19 protein-coding genes are annotated in these 16,719 nt (G+C 68.5%); 12 read left to right on the forward strand and 7 right to left on the reverse strand.

Translation table 11 applies throughout. The features are described 5' to 3' along the window. Genes H609_RS0111955 through H609_RS0111970 form a run of 4 tightly spaced genes read right to left on the reverse strand, consistent with a single transcriptional unit; the run spans position 1 to position 3,525 of the window. Positions 1-2,091, reverse strand: a complete 2,091-nt coding sequence (locus H609_RS0111955) for a methyl-accepting chemotaxis protein (protein ID WP_018865950.1) — start codon at positions 2,089-2,091, stop codon at positions 1-3. A gap of 36 nt (positions 2,092-2,127) precedes the next feature. Then, a complete protein-coding gene (locus tag H609_RS0111960; protein ID WP_018865951.1) occupies positions 2,128-2,709 on the reverse strand; it encodes a chemotaxis protein CheW in 582 nt (193 codons plus the stop codon). Further along, complete coding sequence (locus H609_RS0111965; RefSeq protein ID WP_018865952.1) at positions 2,706-3,071, reverse strand: PleD family two-component system response regulator; 366 nt, start codon at positions 3,069-3,071, stop codon at positions 2,706-2,708. The genes H609_RS0111960 and H609_RS0111965 overlap by 4 nt, the downstream gene beginning before the upstream one ends. Positions 3,072-3,108: 37 nt before the next feature. Next, positions 3,109-3,525: a PleD family two-component system response regulator gene (locus H609_RS0111970; protein ID WP_026279175.1), complete on the reverse strand. Its 417-nt coding sequence runs from the start codon at positions 3,523-3,525 to the stop codon at positions 3,109-3,111. A gap of 183 nt (positions 3,526-3,708) precedes the next feature. Between H609_RS0111970 and gshB the strand changes: the two genes are divergently transcribed. The 11 genes from gshB to H609_RS0112025 all read left to right on the forward strand — a co-directional run bounded on the left by gshB (position 3,709) and on the right by H609_RS0112025 (position 12,419). Then, positions 3,709-4,656: a glutathione synthase gene (gene gshB / locus H609_RS0111975; protein WP_018865954.1), complete on the forward strand. Its 948-nt coding sequence runs from the start codon at positions 3,709-3,711 to the stop codon at positions 4,654-4,656. A 5-nt stretch (positions 4,657-4,661) separates the two neighbouring features. After that, positions 4,662-5,699 (forward strand): FAD:protein FMN transferase, encoded by a 1,038-nt coding sequence (locus H609_RS0111980; protein ID WP_028485035.1) that lies wholly within the window; start codon positions 4,662-4,664, stop codon positions 5,697-5,699. Beyond that, the gene (locus tag H609_RS0111985) at positions 5,696-6,070 is read left to right on the forward strand and encodes a NusG domain II-containing protein (protein WP_018865956.1); all 375 of its coding nucleotides are present in this window, start codon (positions 5,696-5,698) and stop codon (positions 6,068-6,070) included. The genes H609_RS0111980 and H609_RS0111985 overlap by 4 nt, the downstream gene beginning before the upstream one ends. A gap of 5 nt (positions 6,071-6,075) precedes the next feature. After that, positions 6,076-6,627: a Gx transporter family protein gene (locus H609_RS0111990; RefSeq protein ID WP_018865957.1), complete on the forward strand. Its 552-nt coding sequence runs from the start codon at positions 6,076-6,078 to the stop codon at positions 6,625-6,627. A 69-nt stretch (positions 6,628-6,696) separates the two neighbouring features. Beyond that, entirely contained in the window at positions 6,697-7,638 is a 942-nt protein-coding gene (locus H609_RS0111995) for an energy transducer TonB (protein WP_028485036.1), read from the forward strand. 62 nt (positions 7,639-7,700) lie between these two features. After that, positions 7,701-8,279 carry a YqgE/AlgH family protein gene (locus H609_RS0112000; protein WP_018877220.1) on the forward strand — a complete coding sequence of 193 codons (579 nt, stop codon included), beginning with the start codon at positions 7,701-7,703 and terminating at the stop codon, positions 8,277-8,279. A 2-nt stretch (positions 8,280-8,281) separates the two neighbouring features. Then, positions 8,282-8,677, forward strand: a complete 396-nt coding sequence (gene ruvX / locus H609_RS0112005) for a Holliday junction resolvase RuvX (protein ID WP_018865960.1) — start codon at positions 8,282-8,284, stop codon at positions 8,675-8,677. Then, positions 8,674-9,192, forward strand: a complete 519-nt coding sequence (gene pyrR, locus H609_RS0112010) for a bifunctional pyr operon transcriptional regulator/uracil phosphoribosyltransferase PyrR (protein WP_018865961.1) — start codon at positions 8,674-8,676, stop codon at positions 9,190-9,192. Before ruvX ends, pyrR begins: the two co-directional genes overlap by 4 nt. Positions 9,193-9,211: 19 nt before the next feature. Continuing rightward, positions 9,212-10,225 (forward strand): aspartate carbamoyltransferase catalytic subunit, encoded by a 1,014-nt coding sequence (locus H609_RS0112015; RefSeq protein WP_018865962.1) that lies wholly within the window; start codon positions 9,212-9,214, stop codon positions 10,223-10,225. Then, the gene (locus H609_RS0112020) at positions 10,222-11,514 is read left to right on the forward strand and encodes a dihydroorotase (protein WP_018877219.1); all 1,293 of its coding nucleotides are present in this window, start codon (positions 10,222-10,224) and stop codon (positions 11,512-11,514) included. The genes H609_RS0112015 and H609_RS0112020 overlap by 4 nt, the downstream gene beginning before the upstream one ends. Further along, positions 11,511-12,419, forward strand: a complete 909-nt coding sequence (locus H609_RS0112025) for a dihydroorotate dehydrogenase electron transfer subunit (protein WP_028485038.1) — start codon at positions 11,511-11,513, stop codon at positions 12,417-12,419. The genes H609_RS0112020 and H609_RS0112025 overlap by 4 nt, the downstream gene beginning before the upstream one ends. Positions 12,420-12,470: 51 nt before the next feature. Here the strand turns inward: H609_RS0112025 and H609_RS0112030 are convergent, their stop codons facing one another. Genes H609_RS0112030 through H609_RS0112040 form a run of 3 tightly spaced genes read right to left on the reverse strand, consistent with a single transcriptional unit; the run spans position 12,471 to position 15,874 of the window. Beyond that, positions 12,471-13,589, reverse strand: coding sequence for a PilT/PilU family type 4a pilus ATPase (locus H609_RS0112030; RefSeq protein WP_018875956.1), 1,119 nt, complete (start codon positions 13,587-13,589; stop codon positions 12,471-12,473). Positions 13,590-13,613: 24 nt separating this feature from the next. Then, on the reverse strand, positions 13,614-14,786 hold the full coding sequence (locus tag H609_RS0112035) for a PilT/PilU family type 4a pilus ATPase (protein WP_018865966.1): 1,173 nt from the start codon (positions 14,784-14,786) through the stop codon (positions 13,614-13,616). A gap of 53 nt (positions 14,787-14,839) precedes the next feature. Further along, positions 14,840-15,874, reverse strand: a complete 1,035-nt coding sequence (locus tag H609_RS0112040; RefSeq protein ID WP_018865967.1) for a type IV pilus twitching motility protein PilT — start codon at positions 15,872-15,874, stop codon at positions 14,840-14,842. Between the two features lie 141 nt (positions 15,875-16,015). On the opposite strand from H609_RS0112040, the gene H609_RS0112045 reads away from it, so the two are divergent. Further along, positions 16,016-16,717 carry a YggS family pyridoxal phosphate-dependent enzyme gene (locus H609_RS0112045; RefSeq protein WP_028485039.1) on the forward strand — a complete coding sequence of 234 codons (702 nt, stop codon included), beginning with the start codon at positions 16,016-16,018 and terminating at the stop codon, positions 16,715-16,717. Positions 16,718-16,719 lie beyond the last annotated feature (2 nt).

Raw genomic sequence — 16,719 nt, forward strand, 5'->3', positions numbered from 1 at the left:
TCAGGCCCGTTGTTCGTCGGAGGACGTCGTATCGGCGTCGGGATCGGGATCCATCGCATCGGGGTCCTCGCCAACGGCCTCGGTAGCGCTGCCCGGCTCGGGCAGCTTGAAGTCCGATACCGAGGACTGCAGCTGGGCCGAGAGCTGGGCCAGATCCCCGATCGCCGCCGCGGTGGACTGCGTCCCCTGCGTGGTCTCGGAGGTAATCTCGCGGATCTGCGCCATGATGGAGGTCACGTCCTGCGCCATCTCGGACTGCTTGCGGGCCGAGGAGGAGATACCGTCGATCAGGTCCGCGAGATCGGCGGAGACCTGTTCGATCTCGGACAGCGCCTCGCCCGCGGCCTGGGCCAGTTCGGCCCCCTGGACCACGTTGGCGGTACTTTGCTCCATGGAGCTCACGGCCTCGCTGGTATCCGCCTGGATGGCCTTGACCAGGCCTTCGACCTGACGGGTCGCGGAGGACGAACGTTCCGCGAGGCGCTGGACTTCGTCGGCCACCACCGCGAAGCCGCGGCCGGCCTCGCCCGCCGCGGAGGCCTGGATCGCCGCGTTCAGTGCCAGCACGTTGGTCTGTTCGGCGATGTCGTTGATCAGCCCGATGATGTCGCCGATCTCCTGCGAGGATTCGCCCAGTCGCTTGATCCGCTTCGCGGTCTCCTGGATCTGCTCGCGGATACTGTCCATGCCCTCGATGGAGCGGCGCACGGTGCCGGCCCCGCGGGACGCGATCTCCACCGAGTTACGTGCCACGGAGGCCGACTGCTCGGCATCCTGGGCCACCTTGTCCACCGAACGCGAGACCTCGTCGATCGCGTCATCCGCGCGCTGGATCTCGCGGGCCTGTTCTTCCGACTTCTCGGCCAGCCCCAGCACCTGCGAACGGGTGGACGCCGAGGACTCGCTGATGTCGGCCGCCACCGTGTTGATGGTCGCGACCAGGGTACGCAGGTTCTCGATCGCGTAGTTCATCGAGTCCGCGATGGCGCCGGTGAAGTCCTCGGTCACCGTCGCGTTCACGGTGAGGTCGCCATCGGCGAGGTTCATCATCTCGTCAAGCAGGCGCAGGATCGCCTGCTGGTTGCGCTCGTTCTGGGCCTCGGTCTCGGCCAGTTCGCGCTTGGTGTCGCGGTAGAGGAACAGCCCCATCGCGATCAGCAGCAGCAGCGCCAGGCCACCAAAGCCGAAGCCGATCAGGGCGATCACGCCCGCCCGTTCGGCCTCCCGCGTGATGGCGGTCTCGAACGCGCCGGTCGTCTCGAGCATCGCGCCACTGCTGGCCTCGACACTGGAGGCCGCGGCATTGACCTCGAACACCTGGGTGGAGGTATCCAGAACCCCTTCCACCGCCTCGCTGAAGGCCACGAACAACGTGGCGATTTCCTGCAGCAGGGCCCGTGCCTGCGGGTCGTCAACCGGCTCCACACCCAGCGGGGCGAAGCCCTCGATCAGCCCGTCCAGCACCCGCCCGTACAGCGTCGCGTCACGCTCGAAGCGTTCGATGGCGGCGGCGGCCTCGGCGCCACCCTGCAGCACCCGGCCGAGGTTGTTGGCGATCCGCTGGATCAGCATGGTCTGGCGTGCCGCCACATAGACCTGCTCGGGCGGCTCGCCGATCTGGGTCATGCGCCGCACGACATCATCGGACAGCCGCGACAGTTCCGGAGAGAAGGCCGCCACCGCGTCGGAGAACTCGGTGATCAACTGGATATCCGAACGCCCGAGGATGACCGTGTTGATATGGTCCCGATAGGCGGACCACTCGCGGTCCACGGTGGCGATGTCCTCCTGCAGGGGTTCCGGCAGCGGCTGCAGCCCTTCGCCCCCGGTGCGGATCCGTTCCAGACGTGCCTCGAAGTCATCCCGCAGCGACTGCAGGTCGGAGAATGCCTGCTCGGAACCCGCGGCGGCCTCCAGCGAGCTGGTGGCCAGCCGCTGCGACAGCAGGCGCAGGTCGTTGGCCAGCGCGATCCGGTCACGATACTGGCTCTGCTCGTACTCGTGGTAGGTAAAGGCCCCGCCGGTCGCGATCAGGGCCAGCACCAGCAGCCCCCCGAGGACAAAATTACGTGCGCGACGACTCGATCCCATCAGTTCATACCCCCTGTCGCAGCCCCGCGCCCCGCGTCATCCGACTGCGGCTGCGGACTGTTCGCTACTGGATGTACCGGCCAAGCCCGTGCCGGTAAAGCGATTGTTGTCATTCAGCAGCAGATCCAGATCCAGCACCGGATGCAGCCGGTGCCCGAGATCGAATCCGCCGGTAATAAAGGGTCGGACAGCCTCGGGGACCGAGACTTCCAGACGGCGTTGGGACGGGATGCAGCGGCGCATCCCCTCGACCTGGCTGACCAGCAGCCCGGCCATACCCTGGCCCTGCGGCGCCACCACGATCCGCTGCCCGGTCGCGTCGTCCGGCAATGGCCGGTCCAGCAACAGCTTGCCCATATCGAACACCGGCAGCACCAGCCCGCGCAGGTTGCCCACCCCCAGCACGGCGGCATCCGCCAGCGGTACGCGGGTGAGCGTCATCGGATCGGCCACTTCGGCGATCGCGTCCATGTCGACCAGAAAGCGGAAATCGCCAACACGCAGCAAGACCCCGCGCCAGCCCGTACCAATGTCCCGCCGCAACTCGCGATTGACGCGGCGCCCTTCGCGATCAAGGCTCGCGATCAGCGCAAACGGCGAGGACAGGTCGGTCTTCATGCGGAGAGGTACTTCCCGATGGTTTCCAGCAGGTTCTTCTCGACCACCGGCTTGGTGATATAGTCCCGGGCCCCCTGGCGCATCGCCCAGACCCGGTCGGTCGCCTGATCCTTGGTGCTGACCACGACGACCGGCACATGCGCCGTCTCCTCGGCCTGGGACAGCTGGCGGGTCGCCTGGAAGCCGTTCAGCCCGGGCATCACGACATCCATCAGCACCAGATCCGGGACCTGCGACTTCGCGGCCGCGACCCCGTCCTCGCCGCTCTCGGCGGTGGTCACCGAATGCCCGTGCTTCTCGAGCATGGTACGCAGCACGTGGATCTCGGTCGGGGAATCGTCAACGATCAGAATACGGGCCATGGGGTTCGTCTTTCCTTGGTTGGTGTGGCGGAACGCGTCATGCCGAGGGGCTGGCGTACTGACGCATGGCACCCAGGAGGTCGTCCCTGGTGAATGGCTTGGTGAGGTAATCCTCCGACCCCACGACGCGGCCTTTCGCCTTGTCGAACACACTGTCCTTGCTGGACAGCATGATGATCGGCGTGGCGCGGAACTGCTTGTTGTTCTTGATCAGCGCGCAGGTCTGGTAGCCATCCAGGCGCGGCATCATGACGTCGATGAAGATAATGTCCGGACGCGACTCGGCGACCTTGGACAGCGCCTCGAAGCCGTCCACGGCGGTAATGACCTCGGCCCCGTGCTTTTGCAGCAAGGATTCGGCGGTGCGCCGAATGGTCTTGCTGTCGTCGATCACCATGACCTTGAGTCCCTGAAACTCGGTGGCCGAGTCCGCTTCGGCAAGCGCGTTAGACACCTTCTCCCCCCCTGGCCATTTCGCCCCGAATCTAGCGGAAGCGGGGCCGTGTGACAAACAGCACACCATGATATTGCATCGCGCGCAGCGCAATGCATCGAACACCGCCACCACCCTCCGGGTGCCGCGCGAGCTTCGATCAGCGTGGCATACTGCCCGGACACCCCGCACGATCGAGGCAACGTGACCACGAACATTGCCATCCTGATGGACCCGGTGGCGGACATCAAACCCTGGAAGGACACCAGCTTCGCGATGATGCTGGCCGCGCAGGCCCGCGGGCACCGCCTGCACTATCTCGAGCCGGCCGATCTGTGGATCGAGGAGGGCCGCGCGAGCGCGCGCAGCCGCCCCATCGAGGTGCGTGACCAGCGCGACGACTTCTTCCGCCTGGGCGATCCGGAGACGGGCCCGGCGGCCCGTTTCGATGTGCTGCTAATGCGCAAGGATCCACCGTTCGATCTCGAATACATCTATGCGACCTACGCCCTCGACCTCGCCGAACGCGAGGGCGTGCGGGTGTCGAACCGGCCGCAGGCCCTGCGCGACGTCAACGAGAAGGCCTTTACCGCGCACTTCCCGCAGTGCTGCCCGCCCACGCTGATCACCCGCGACCGAAGCCGCATCCGCGCCTTCCTCGAGGTGCAGGGCGATATCGTGGTCAAGCCGCTGGACGGGATGGGCGGGGCGTCGGTGTTCCGCATCCGCCAGGGCGACCCGAACACCTCGGTCATCCTCGAGACCATCACCGAATTCGACCAGCGCAGCGTGGTCGCCCAGCGCTTCCTGCCGGAGTTCACCGAGGGTGACAAGCGCATCATCCTGATCGGCGGCGAGCCCTGCCCCGATGCCCTGGCGCGCATCCCCGCCGCGGGCGAGAGCCGTGCCAATCTCGCCGCGGGCGGCCGCGGCGAGGCCCGCCCGCTGACCGAGCGCGACCGCTGGATCTGCCGCGAGATCGCCCCGGAACTCAAGGCCCGCGGCCTGGATTTTGTCGGCATCGACGTCATCGGCGACTACCTGACCGAGATCAACGTCACCAGCCCCACCGGCGTGCGCGAGCTGGACGCCACCGGTCACGACCTCGCCGGCCAGTACATCGACTATCTCACCCGCCCGATCGAAGGATGACCGGCATGCGCCGCGCGACGACCCTCACCCTGCTCCTGCTGCTCGCCACCCTCCTGCTGGCCGCCTGCGGCCGCGAGGAACCGGATACCGAACAGCTGGGCTTCTACGCCTTCGGGACTCTGGTGGACCTCAGCCTGTACCCCGCGGGCCAGTATGACGTGGAGGCCATCGGGACCGCGGTTCAGGAGGAACTGGAGATCCTGCATACCTCCTGGCATGCCTGGGAACCCGGATCCCTTGGCCGGACCAACGAACTGCTGGCCCTGCAGGGCGAATTCAGCGCCCCGCCCTCGGTCCTGCCGCTGATCGAGCGCGGCCGCGAGATGGAGGCCCTCAGCGAGGGGCTGTTCAACCCCGCCCTGGGCAGACTGGTGGCGGCCTGGGGCTTCCATCAGGACGACCCCAAGGGCCCGCCGCCGGACGAGGCAACCCTGGCGGAACTGCTGGACGCCCCCCCGAGCATGCAGGATATCGAACGCAATGGCGTGCGCCTGCGGGGCACCCACCCGGACCTGCAGCTCGATTTCGGCGGGCTGGCCAAGGGGCTGGCGGTAGAGCGGGTGCTGGACCTGCTCGCGGAACTCGGGGTGGAAGCCGCGATCTTCAACGCCGGCGGCGACCTGATGACCCTGGGCCGCCCCGAGACACGCCCGTGGCGCGTGGGCATCCGCCACCCGCACGGCGGCGTGCTCGGCAGCATCGAACTGGACGGCGGCGAAGCCCTGTTCACCTCCGGCGACTACGAACGCGGCTATGACTGGGACGGCACGCGCATCCACCACGTGATCGACCCGCGCACCGGCCGTCCGAGCCAAGGCATCGACAGCGCCACCGTGCTCCACCACGACCCCGCCCTGGCCGACGCCGCTGCCACCACGCTGATGATCGCCGGGCCGGAGGCCTGGCCGGAATACGCCCGCAAGATGGGCATCGACCACGCACTGGTGGTACTGGAAGACCGCATCGAGGCCACGCCGGCACTGGCCGACCGGGTACAACCCGGCCGCGACCGCGAGCCATTCGTGGTGCGCGAACTGCCGTGAACGCCGGCCGGCTGCGCTGGGGTGACGCGCTGATCGGCAGCCTGGCCGCCGGGATCGTGGTGGCGGCCTTCGTGCTGGCCTACACCCCTGCGGGCGATGCCCGGGTGCTGGTCATCAGCCAGGCCGGGGTCGCGCCGCAGCACGAACCCCTGGATCGCGCCCGGGTCCTCGAGGTCCAGGGCCCGGCCGGCATCACCCGTATCGAGATCGAACCGGGCCGGGCACGCTGTGCCGACTCCCCCGGGCGCCAGGACATCTGCGAGTCCAGCGGCTGGCTGCAGGCCCACGGCGACGTTGCCGTCAGCCTGCCCAACCGGCTGACGCTGCAGGTGCTCGGCACCGACCCCGGCTTCGACAGCATGCATTATTGAATCCCGTGGCGCCCGGGCATCCGCAGGCCGGCAGCGACGCCCATGACCGGGCCATCGCCGCGCTCGCCGCCATCGCGATCGGCATCCAGATCCTCGAGGCCGCGATCCCCAGCCCGATCCCGGGCATCAAGCCGGGGCTGGCGAATATCGTCACCCTGATCACGCTGCTGGCCCTGGGCTGGCGCGCGGCCGTGGCGGTCACGCTGCTCCGCGTGGTCGGAAGCAGCCTGCTGCTGGGGACACTACTGAGTCCCGCCTTCTGGCTGTCGCTGGCCGGGGCCGTCGCGAGCCTCGCCCTGCTGGCGGTCCTGCGCCCCTTCGCCCCCCGCCATGTCGGACCGGTCGGTCTGGGCATCGCGGCGGCGATGGCGCACGTCGCGGGCCAGTTCCTGCTCGCCTGGGCGGTGATCATCCCGCATCCCAATCTGCCCCTGGTGCTGCCCCCGCTGTTGCTCGCCGCCCTGATCACCGGCAGCCTGACCGGTATACTGACCGCTCAGGTCCTCGCCGATCCGCGAATCCAGCGTCATGTCCACACTCCACAGCCCAGCCAGTAGCCCCCGTCGAACCCGCGCGCTTGTGGGCGTCGGGGCCGTGCGTGGCCGCCCCGCCGGGCCGGAGGCGGCATGACGCCCCAAGCCAGTCCGGGCACGCCCCCGCCGGAGACGCCGCGCGTGCAGGACCACCTGGGGACCATGATCTTCCTCGCGGTGGTCGCCCACGCGCTGATCATCCTGGGGATCGGCTTCGCGGTCGACCCGATCGAAAGCCCGACCCGCGAACCGCTGGACATCACCTGGGTCACCGATCCCGACGCCCCGCCGCCGGAGCCGGACGAAGCGGTCGAGCACATCGCCACCCGGGACCAGGCCGCCAGCGGCGAGGGCGAGGAGATCCAGGAGGCACAGGCGCCGGAGGCAGAGGATGCCGGGATCGGCGAGCCCGAGCCGGAGGGCCTCGATGCACCATTGCCGGAGGCCGGCCCGCTGGTCATGGACCCGGCACAGCCGGAGCCCGAACCGGAACCCGACGCGGTCACCGCCGACACGCCGGACGCTAGTACCGCGGCACCCGAGGTCGCCGACCCCGAGCCGCTGGAGTCCCCCGACGCCGAAGACCGGCCCTCTGCAGCAACCCTGATGAACCGTGGCCTGGAGAGCGCCCGCGCGGCCCCCGCGGAGGAGCGCCAGGCATTCTCGACCCGGGCCAGCCGCACCCGCTACCTCGACAGCCTCGCCGCGCGCAGCGCCCCCGAGGCTGCCTACCTGCAGGCCTGGATCAACAAGGTCGAACGCCTGGGGAACCTGAACTATCCGGACGAGGCGCGGCGGCGCGGCCTGTCCGGGACCCTGGTCCTGTCGGTGCGCATCAACCCGGCGGGCGAACTGCTCGATATCCAGGTCGCCCGCAGCTCCGGGGAACCGGTCCTGGACCAGGCGGCGATCCGCATCGTGGAGCTGGCGGCCCCCTATGCCCCGTTCACCGACGCCATGCGCGAGGAATACGACGAACTGGTGATCACCCGCACCTGGGCCTTCCGCCGCGACCAGATGCAGCAGATCCGCTGACGGATCGGCCCAGCCCCGCCGGCTGCCTTGCGACCGGCCGGGTCAGCATCGATACTGGAGCCATGAATCCGACGACCGCCCGCCACGAGCCCGACAGCCTGCGCGATCACTTCCTGATCGCGATGCCGAGCCTGAACGATGGCTACTTCAGCCATGCGGTCACCTATATCTGTGACCACGACGAAGAGGGCGCGCTGGGGCTGGTCATCAATCAGCCTACCGAGTTCTCGCTGCGCGAACTGCTGGAGCACGTGGAACTGGAGCCCGGCGAGGACCTGCCGGAGATGCCGGTCTACCGCGGCGGCCCGGTGCAGCCGGAACACGGCTTCGTGCTGCATTCCGCCGAGCAGACCTGGCGCGGCAGCCAGCCCATCACCGACTCCATCATGTTGACCACCTCGCGCGACATCCTCGAGGCAATCAACGCCGGGCAGGGCCCGCGCCGAGTCCTGATCGCGCTGGGCCACGCCGGTTGGGGCCCTGGCCAGCTGGAGAGCGAGCTGGCCGAGAATGCCTGGCTCACCGCCCGCGCCGACGCCGACATCCTCTTTGACCGCCCCAGCGCCGAGCGCTGGCGCGCCGCCGCCGAACTGATCGGCATCGACGTCAATCTGATCAGCTCGGCCTCCGGCCACGCCTGATCGTGGGGCTGCTGGCGTTCGACTACGGGCGACGCCGAATCGGGGTCGCGGTCGGCGAAGAGCTGACCGGCTCGGCCCGCGGCCTGCGCACGTTCGCCAGCGACGCGCCCGACCTGTGGTCCGGCATCGACACGCTGGTGGCGGAATGGGCCCCGGAGGGTTTCGTGGTCGGCTGGCCGACCCAGGCGGACGGCAAGCCCACGCCACTGGCGCGGCGCATCCGGGGCTTCGCCCGCACCCTCGAAGAACGCTACGGGCAACCGGTATACTGGAGCGACGAGCACCTGACATCCCACCTGGCCCGCGAGCGCCGCCGGCCGGGACGCCACGACCCGGGGCTGGACGCCCATGCCGCCGCGGTCATCCTCGAAGGCTGGTTTCTGGAGAACGCATCATGACGCCGGACGTCCCGACCCTGCTCGACGACATGGCCGAACAGGCCCGCCACCATCTCAAGACCCACGGGATCGACCAGCCGATCGTCGTCGGCATCCATTCCGGTGGCGTCTGGATCGCGGAGCACCTGCGCGAACGCCTGGGGGTGGAGCGCCCCCTGGGCAAGCTCGACATCAGCTTCTACCGCGACGACTTCTCGCGCATCGGCATGCACCCGCAGGTACGCCCCTCCGAGTTGCCGGAGGATCTGGACGGAGAGCACGTGCTGCTGGTCGACGACGTCCTGTTCACCGGGCGCACGATCCGCGCGGCGCTGAACGAGCTGTTCGACTACGGCCGCCCCGCCTCGGTAACCCTGGCGGTGCTGGTCGAGCGCGACGGACGCGAACTGCCCATGGAGGCCGCGATCGTCGGGGCCCACATGGAGCTCGGCAAGACCGAACAGATCAAGCTGCGCGGGCCCGAGCCGCTGCGCCTGGAGCGGGTCGCCATCGACCCCGAGGACCTGAAGGCCTGAGCCAGCGGAAGCACGACGGATGACCGAGACCCTGATCGCCCACCCCGGCGCGCGCCTGCCCGAACCGGGCCCGCTGCCCAACCGCCTGCAGCTGACCGACGACGGTCAGCTGCGCCACATGCTGACCATCGAAGGCCTGAACCGGGAGCTCCTCACCGAGATCCTGGACACCGCCGAGTCGTTCGCCAACATGAACGAGAAGGCGGTGAAGAAGGTCCCGCTGCTGCGCGGCAAGACCATCGTCAACCTGTTCTTCGAGGCCAGCACGCGCACCCGCACCACCTTCGAGCTGGCCGCCAAGCGCCTGTCCGCGGATGTGCTGAACGTGAACATCAACACGTCCTCGGCGGTGAAGGGCGAGAGCCTGCTGGACACCCTGCGCAACATCGAGGCGATGAACGTCGACATGTTCGTCGTGCGCCACGAGGAGAGCGGCACCGCGCACTTCATCGCCCGCCACGTGGCCCCGGGCATCAGCGTGCTGAATGCCGGCGACGGCCGCCACGCGCACCCGACCCAGGCGCTGCTGGACATGTTCACCATCCGCCGCCACAAGGGCGACTTCACCAAGCTGAAGGTCGCGATCGTCGGCGACATCCTGCACTCGCGCGTGGCGCGCTCGCAGATCCATGCGCTGAACATCCTGCAGACCGGCGAGGTGCGCGTGGTCGCGCCCTGCTCGCTGCTGCCGGCGGATGTCGACCAGCTCGGCGTGCACGTCTACAACGACCTCGACGCCGGGCTGCAGGATGTCGACGTGATCATCATGCTGCGCCTGCAGCGCGAGCGCATGGAACACGCCCACCTGCCCTCCGAACACGAGTACTACCAGCTGTTCGGCCTGACCTCTCGGCGCCTGCAGCTGGCCCATCCGACCTGCCTGGTCATGCACCCCGGGCCCGCCAACCGCGGGGTGGAGATCGAGTCCGCAGTGGCCGACGGCCCGCACTCGGTGATCCTGGAACAGGTCACCTACGGCATCTCCGTGCGCATGGCGGTGATGTCCATGGTGATGGGGGCCCACCAGGCATGAGCGTGCTGATCGAGAACGCCCGCATCCTCGATCCGGTGGACGGCTTCGATGCCGTCGGCTCGCTGTGCGTGCAGGGCAGCGAGATCCTCGCCCGCGGCCAGGCCCCGGACGGTTTCGAGCCCCGCCGGCGGATCGACGCCAGCGGGCTGTGGCTCATCCCCGGCCTGATCGACCTCGCGGCGCGCCTGCGCGAGCCCGGGCAGGAGCACAAGGCCACCGTCGCCAGCGAGACCCTGGCGGCAGCCCGCGGCGGAATCACCAGCCTGGTGGTGCCGCCGGACACCGAACCTCCGATCGACTCGCCCGCCGAGGTGGAGCTGATCAACCGCCGCGCCCGCCAGGCCTGCGGCGTGCGGGTGTACGTGCTGGGCGCGCTGACCCATCAACTGGAGGGCCAGCAGCTCGCCGAGATGGCGGCCCTGATGCAGGCCGGCGCCCGCGGGGTCAGCAACGCCAGCAAGCCGCTGGCCAGCCTGCTGGTCCTGCGCCGCGCACTGGAATACGCGACCACCTTCGGCCTGACCATCGTGCTGTCCGCCCAGGACCCGGCCCTGACCGGCTCCGGCTGCATGCACGAGGGCGCGGTCTCCACCCGCCTCGGTCTGGCCAGCATCCCCGAGGCGGCGGAGACCGCCGCGCTGGGCGCCATCCTGGCACTGGTCGAACAGACCGGGGCGCGGGTCCATGTGGCCCGCCTGTCCACTCGGCGCGGTGCGGAGATGATCACCAAGGCGCGCGCCGAGGGCCTGCCGGTCAGCGCGGACGTGGCCGCCCACCAGCTGTTCCTGACCGAGGTGGACGTCGCGGAATACGACCCGAACTGCCATGTGATCCCGCCCCTGCGGGGCCAGCGCGACCGCGACGGGCTACGCGCGGCGGTCGCGCGCGGCGACATCAGCGCGATCTGCTCCGACCACCAGCCGCACGAGCCCGACAGCAAACTGGGGCCCTTCGCCGGCACCGAGCCCGGCATCTCGGCGCTGGAGACCCTGCTGCCGCTGACGCTGCGCCTGGTCGAGGACGGGCTGATGAGCCTGCACGAGGCGCTGGCCCGGGTGACCACCGGGCCGGCGGAGATCCTCGACTTTGCCCAGGGCCGCCTGACACCAGGGGCACGCGCCGACTTCGTGCTGTGGGACCCGACCGCGATGCAGGAGGTGCGGCGCGAGGACTGGCTGAGCGCCGGCCACAACACCCCCTTCTTCAACTGGACCTTCTCCGGTCAGGTCCGCGAGACCTGGGTCGCCGGACGCCCGGTCTGGACCCTGACTTCCGAGGACACCGCATGACTGCGCGCGAGACCGCCGCCCGCCCCCACCGGGGCACGATCTTCCAGGAAGAGGGGCGCATCCTGGACCACCACGATGCCGGGGCGGACCAATGGATCCTGCGGGTCTTCGCCCCCGAATGTGCCCGCGCGGCCCAGCCGGGGCAGTTCGCCCACCTGCAGTGCGCGCCGCGACTGCTGATGCGCCGGCCGCTGTCGATCCAGCGCGTGGACCGCGAGGCCGGCTGGGTGGAGTTTCTCTACAAGGTCGTGGGAGACGGCACCCGCGCGCTGTCGCAACAGGTCAAGGGCGACACCCTCAGCGTGCTGGGCCCGATCGGCCAGCCCTTCCGCCTGCACCCGGAGCGGCCGAAGCGGCTGCTGCTGGGCGGCGGGGTCGGCATCCCGCCAATGATCTTCCTGGCCCATCGCCTGCACCTGCAGGGCGAGGCCGGACAGACCCACGCGGTGCTGGGCTCCGAGGTCCCGTTCCCGTTTCACGCGCGCCCCTCCGAGATCCTGTGGCCGGGGCTGCCGGACGGCGCGATTGCGACCCTGCCGCTGCTGGAGGACTGGGGCGTGGCCTGTCGCCTGACCTCGAAGGCCGGGCTGCCGGGCGCCTTTGACAGCTTCGTGACCGATCTCGGGCGCGCCTGGCTGGCCGGGCTGTCGCCGGCGGAACGCGACCAGGTGGAGATCTTCGCCTGCGGCCCGCACCCCATGCTCGAGGCCTGCGCGGAACTGGCGGCGGAGTTCGACCTGCCCTGCCAGGTCTCGCTGGAGGAGTTCATGGCCTGCGCGGTGGGCGGCTGCGCCGGCTGCACGGTCCCGGTGCGCACCCCGGAGGGCGTGGCGATGAAGCGGGTCTGCGTGGATGGCCCGGTGTTCGCGGCGGCGGATGTCTTTCCGGAGCCGGAGCGGGCCTGAGGGAAAGACCCTGGCCTGACTTTGGCTGGGGCTTCGCCGGCGAGCCGGCTCCTACTTGTCAGGGAGCTTGAGCTCCTCCTCGGTTTCGTCGGCGGAGGATACACCGCCGCCGAAGTTCAGGCGCCATTCGAGATCGGCGCGCGAGTCGGCCTTGTTCAGGGCCTCGTCCAGCATCACATCTCCGCTCTTGAACAACTTCACGATGGCCTGATCGAAGGTCTGCATGCCCACGGACGCGCCCTTCGCCATCACCTCCTTGATCTCGCTGATCTTCTCGTCCCGGATCAGCTCCGCGATGTAGGACGTATTGATCAGGATTTCCAGCGCGGCGACACGCCGCCCATCCTTGGTCTGCAGCAGGCGCTGGGCCACGATCGCACGCAGGTTCAGTGACAGGTCCGACAGGATCTGCGGGCGGTTGTCCTCGGGGAACAGGTTGATCACCCGATCCAGCGCCTGGGTGGCGTTGGTTGCGTGCAGGGTCGTCAGCACCAGGTGGCCGGTATCGGCGTAGGTCAGAGCCGCGCGCATGGTCTCGCGCGAACGCACCTCGCCGACCATGATCACGTCCGGCGCCTCGCGCATGCCCTCCTGCAGGGCATGGTCGTAGCTGGGGGTATCAATCCCCACCTCGCGCTGGCCCACGATCGAACGCTTGTGGCTGAACAGGAACTCGATCGGGTCCTCGACCGTGAGGATATGCCCGCTCTTGTTCGTGCTGCGGTAGTCGATCATCGATGCCAGGGTGGTCGATTTCCCGGTGCCCGTTGCCCCCACGATCAGCACCAGCCCGTCGTTGTGCGAGACAAACTCCTTTAGCACGGGGGGCAGGCCCAGCTGCTCGATGGTCGGGATCGCCACACGGATGAAACGGATGACCATCGCGACCTCGCCGCGCTGGCGATAGACGTTCACGCGAAAGCGTCCCAGTCCCTCGCGCGACAGGCCAAAGTTGACCGCGGTCTCGCGCTCGAAGATCTCCGCCTGGTGCTCGTTCATCATCTCGCGGGCGATACTCTCGGCCTGGCCCGGGGCCAGCGCCTTGCGCGAGATGGGCTGGAGCTGGCCGTCGACCTTGATGCTGGCCGGCGCGCCCGTCAGGAAGAACAGGTCCGACGCGGCCTTCTGCGCCATCAGTTTCAGGTAGGGCTCGATCTGCAACTGGCTCATAGTCTGTTTCCCTGACCCGACGCGCTAGCGCAGGTTGAAGTCCTCGGCGCGCTCGTCGACCGCCAGACCCTCGCCTTCATCCTTCACCGCGGGCGCGCCGTCATCCTGGGCACGCTGGCTGTCGAGCTTGATGCGCAGGCGCAGATCGTTCACCGAGTCGGCGTTGCGCAGAGCCTCGTCGTAACTGATCTGGCGATTTTCGTAGAGATCGAACAGGGCCTGGTCGAAGGTCTGCATGCCCTGCTCGCGCGAACGCGACATCAGCTCCTTCATCTCGTGCACCTCGCCCTTCAGGATCAGGTCCGACATCAGCGGGGTGTTGATCATGATCTCCACCGCCGGCACCCGGCCCTCGCCACTCTCCTTGCGCACCAGGCGCTGCGAAATCACTGCCTTCAGGTTCAGCGACAGGTCCATCAGCAGCTGCTCGCGCCGGTCCTCGGGGAAGAAGTTGATGATCCGGTCCAGCGCCTGGTTGGTGCTGTTGGCATGCAGCGTCGACAGGCACAGGTGACCGGTCTCGGCGAAGGCGATGCCGTAGTCCATGGTCTCGCGGTCGCGGATCTCGCCGATCAGGATCACGTCCGGCGCCTGGCGCAGGGTGTTCTTCAGCGCGATCTCGTAGTTCTCGGTGTCCACCCCGACCTCGCGCTGGGTGATGATGCTCTTGTCGTGCTCGTGCACGAACTCGATCGGATCCTCGATGGTGACGATGTGGTCGGCCGTGGTGCGATTGCGGTAGCCGATCATCGCCGCCAGCGAGGTGGACTTGCCCGACCCGGTACCGCCCACGAAGATCACCAGCCCGCGCCGCTCCTGGGTGATCTTCTCCAGCTGCGGCGGCATCTGGATGTCCTCGAATTTCGGGATCACCGAGTTGATCGTGCGCAGCACCATGCCCGGGCTGCCGCGCTGGGTGAAGACATTCACGCGGAAACGCGACACGCCCTGAAGGCCGATCGCGAAGTTGCATTCCTGGTGGCGCTCGAACTCGGCCGACTGCTTGTCGTTCATCAGCGAACGCACCAGCGCCTGGGTGTGCGAGGGCGTCAGCTTCTGCTCGGTCATCGGCACCACGCGGCCGTCGATCTTGGCCGCCGGCGGCATCCCCACGGTAATGAACAGGTCCGACCCGCCCCGGTCCACCAGGGCCCGCAGCAGGTCATGCATGTACTTGATCGCCTTGTCACGATCCATGGCGTTCTCCCCTGATACCCGGTGCGGCGTTCACGCCAAGCGGGCCGTATCGATCAAATGGAATCCGGGTTGGCCGCCTTGCGGCGGGCATCCTCGCGACTGATCACGCCCTGCGCCAGCATGTCCTTCAGGCACTGGTCGAGCGTCTGCATGCCGGTGCCGGCACTGGTCTGGATGGTGGAGTACATCTGCGCGATCTTGTTCTCGCGGATCAGGTTCCGGATCGCCGGCGTGCCGAGCATGATCTCGTGCGCCGCGATCCGCCCGCCGCCGATCTTCTTCATCAGGGTCTGGGCGATGACCGCGCGCAGCGATTCGGACAACATCGCGCGGACCATGTCCTTCTCCGCCGCCGGGAACACGTCGACGATACGGTCGATGGTCTTGGCCGCGGAGCTGGTATGCAGGGTGCCGAACACCAGGTGCCCGGTCTCGGCCGCGGTCAGTGCCAACCGGATCGTCTCGAGGTCGCGCAGCTCGCCCACCAGGATGGTGTCCGGGTCCTCGCGCAGCGCCGAGCGCAGGGCCTCGGAAAAGCCGTGGGTATCGCGGTGCACCTCGCGCTGGTTGACCAGCGACTTCTTCGATTCGTGCACGAACTCGATCGGGTCCTCGATGGTGAGGATATGCCCGTAGTCGTTCTCGTTGCGGTGGTTGACCATGCCCGCCAGCGTGGTGGACTTGCCCGAGCCGGTGGGGCCGGTGACCAGCACGATGCCGCGCGGGTAGTTCGAGATCTCCTCGAAGATGCGCGGGGCGCCCAGCTCTTCGAGGGTCAGGACCTTGGAGGGGATGGTCCGGAACACCGCGGCCGCGCCGCGGTCCTGGTTGAAGGCATTGACACGGAAGCGCGCCAGCCCGGAGACCTCGAACGAGAAGTCCGTCTCCAGGAACTCCTCGTAGTCCTTGCGCTGACGGTCGTTCATGATGTCGTAGATCAGGCCCTGGACCTCTTTGTGATCCATGACCGGCACATTCACCCGGCGCATGTCGCCGTCGATGCGCACCATCGGCGGCATGCCGGCGGAGATGTGCAGGTCCGAGGCCCCGTTCTTGACCGCGAAGGCCAGCAACTGCGTGATATCCATGCATCCCCCTGTTGTCGGGCGCCACGCCAAGGCGCGCCAGCACCCGGGTGGCAGCCGCAACCACCACGCCCTGTCGCTTGATGAAGGGCCGCGTAAAAATCCGCGGTGACCTTGTGTTCTTCCGGACTATATCATAGGGAAATGACCACACCAGACCATGCCCTGAGCGCCGTTCGGACCCGTATCGACGCCGCCTGCCGCGAGGCCGGACGCGACCCGGATACGGTCCGGCTGCTGGCCGTCAGCAAGACGCGCGACGCGGACGAGATCCGCGCCCTGCACGCCTGCGGCCAGTCCGCGTTCGGCGAGAACTACGTGCCCGAACTGGTGGACAAGTACGACGCCCTGGAGGCACCCCCCGCGCCGCTCGGACTCGAGTGGCACTTTATCGGCGCACTGCAGAGCAACAAGACCCGCGCGGTGGCCGAGCGGGCGGCCTGGGTGCATACCGTCGATCGCGAACGCATCGCGCGACGCCTCTCGGACCAGCGCCCGGCAGGCCTGCCGCCGCTGCAGGTCTGTCTGCAGGTCAACATCAGCGAGGAACCGCAGAAGGCCGGCGTGGCGCCCGCCGAGGCCGCCACCCTGGCCAATGCCGTGCGTGACCTGCCGGGCCTGGAACTGCGCGGCCTGATGACCATCCCCGCCGCCGAGGACGACCCGCGGCGCCAGCGGGAACCCTTTGCGCGCCTGCGCGACCTGCGCGATACCCTGCACAGCCAGGGGCATACACTCGACACCCTGTCAATGGGCATGTCCGGCGATCTCGAGGCCGCGATCCTCGAAGGCGCCACCCTGGTGCGGGTCGGCACCGCCCTGTTCGGCCCGCGTCCACCCAAATAAGG

Origin of the sequence: Thioalkalivibrio sp. ALE17, assembly GCF_000425605.1 — a bacterium.
Taxonomy (GTDB): Bacteria; Pseudomonadota; Gammaproteobacteria; order Ectothiorhodospirales; family Ectothiorhodospiraceae; genus Thioalkalivibrio.

What these genes read in the sequence shown, in the direction of transcription:
- H609_RS0111965 (WP_018865952.1), bottom strand. Translation starts at nt 3,071, where the DNA reads ATGGCCCGTATTCTGATCGTTGACGATTCCCCGACCGAGATCCACGTG.
- H609_RS0112025 (WP_028485038.1), top strand. Translation starts at nt 11,511, where the DNA reads ATGACTGCGCGCGAGACCGCCGCCCGCCCCCACCGGGGCACGATCTTC.
- H609_RS0112040 (WP_018865967.1), bottom strand. Translation starts at nt 15,874, where the DNA reads ATGGATATCACGCAGTTGCTGGCCTTCGCGGTCAAGAACGGGGCCTCG.
- H609_RS0111980 (WP_028485035.1), top strand. Translation starts at nt 4,662, where the DNA reads ATGCGCCGCGCGACGACCCTCACCCTGCTCCTGCTGCTCGCCACCCTC.
- H609_RS0112020 (WP_018877219.1), top strand. Translation starts at nt 10,222, where the DNA reads ATGAGCGTGCTGATCGAGAACGCCCGCATCCTCGATCCGGTGGACGGC.
- pyrR (WP_018865961.1), top strand. Translation starts at nt 8,674, where the DNA reads ATGACGCCGGACGTCCCGACCCTGCTCGACGACATGGCCGAACAGGCC.
- H609_RS0111960 (WP_018865951.1), bottom strand. Translation starts at nt 2,709, where the DNA reads ATGAAGACCGACCTGTCCTCGCCGTTTGCGCTGATCGCGAGCCTTGAT.
- H609_RS0112030 (WP_018875956.1), bottom strand. Translation starts at nt 13,589, where the DNA reads ATGAGCCAGTTGCAGATCGAGCCCTACCTGAAACTGATGGCGCAGAAG.
- H609_RS0111955 (WP_018865950.1), bottom strand. Translation starts at nt 2,091, where the DNA reads ATGGGATCGAGTCGTCGCGCACGTAATTTTGTCCTCGGGGGGCTGCTG.
- H609_RS0112045 (WP_028485039.1), top strand. Translation starts at nt 16,016, where the DNA reads ATGACCACACCAGACCATGCCCTGAGCGCCGTTCGGACCCGTATCGAC.
- H609_RS0112000 (WP_018877220.1), top strand. Translation starts at nt 7,701, where the DNA reads ATGAATCCGACGACCGCCCGCCACGAGCCCGACAGCCTGCGCGATCAC.
- H609_RS0111995 (WP_028485036.1), top strand. Translation starts at nt 6,697, where the DNA reads ATGACGCCCCAAGCCAGTCCGGGCACGCCCCCGCCGGAGACGCCGCGC.
- H609_RS0112015 (WP_018865962.1), top strand. Translation starts at nt 9,212, where the DNA reads ATGACCGAGACCCTGATCGCCCACCCCGGCGCGCGCCTGCCCGAACCG.
- H609_RS0112035 (WP_018865966.1), bottom strand. Translation starts at nt 14,786, where the DNA reads ATGGATCGTGACAAGGCGATCAAGTACATGCATGACCTGCTGCGGGCC.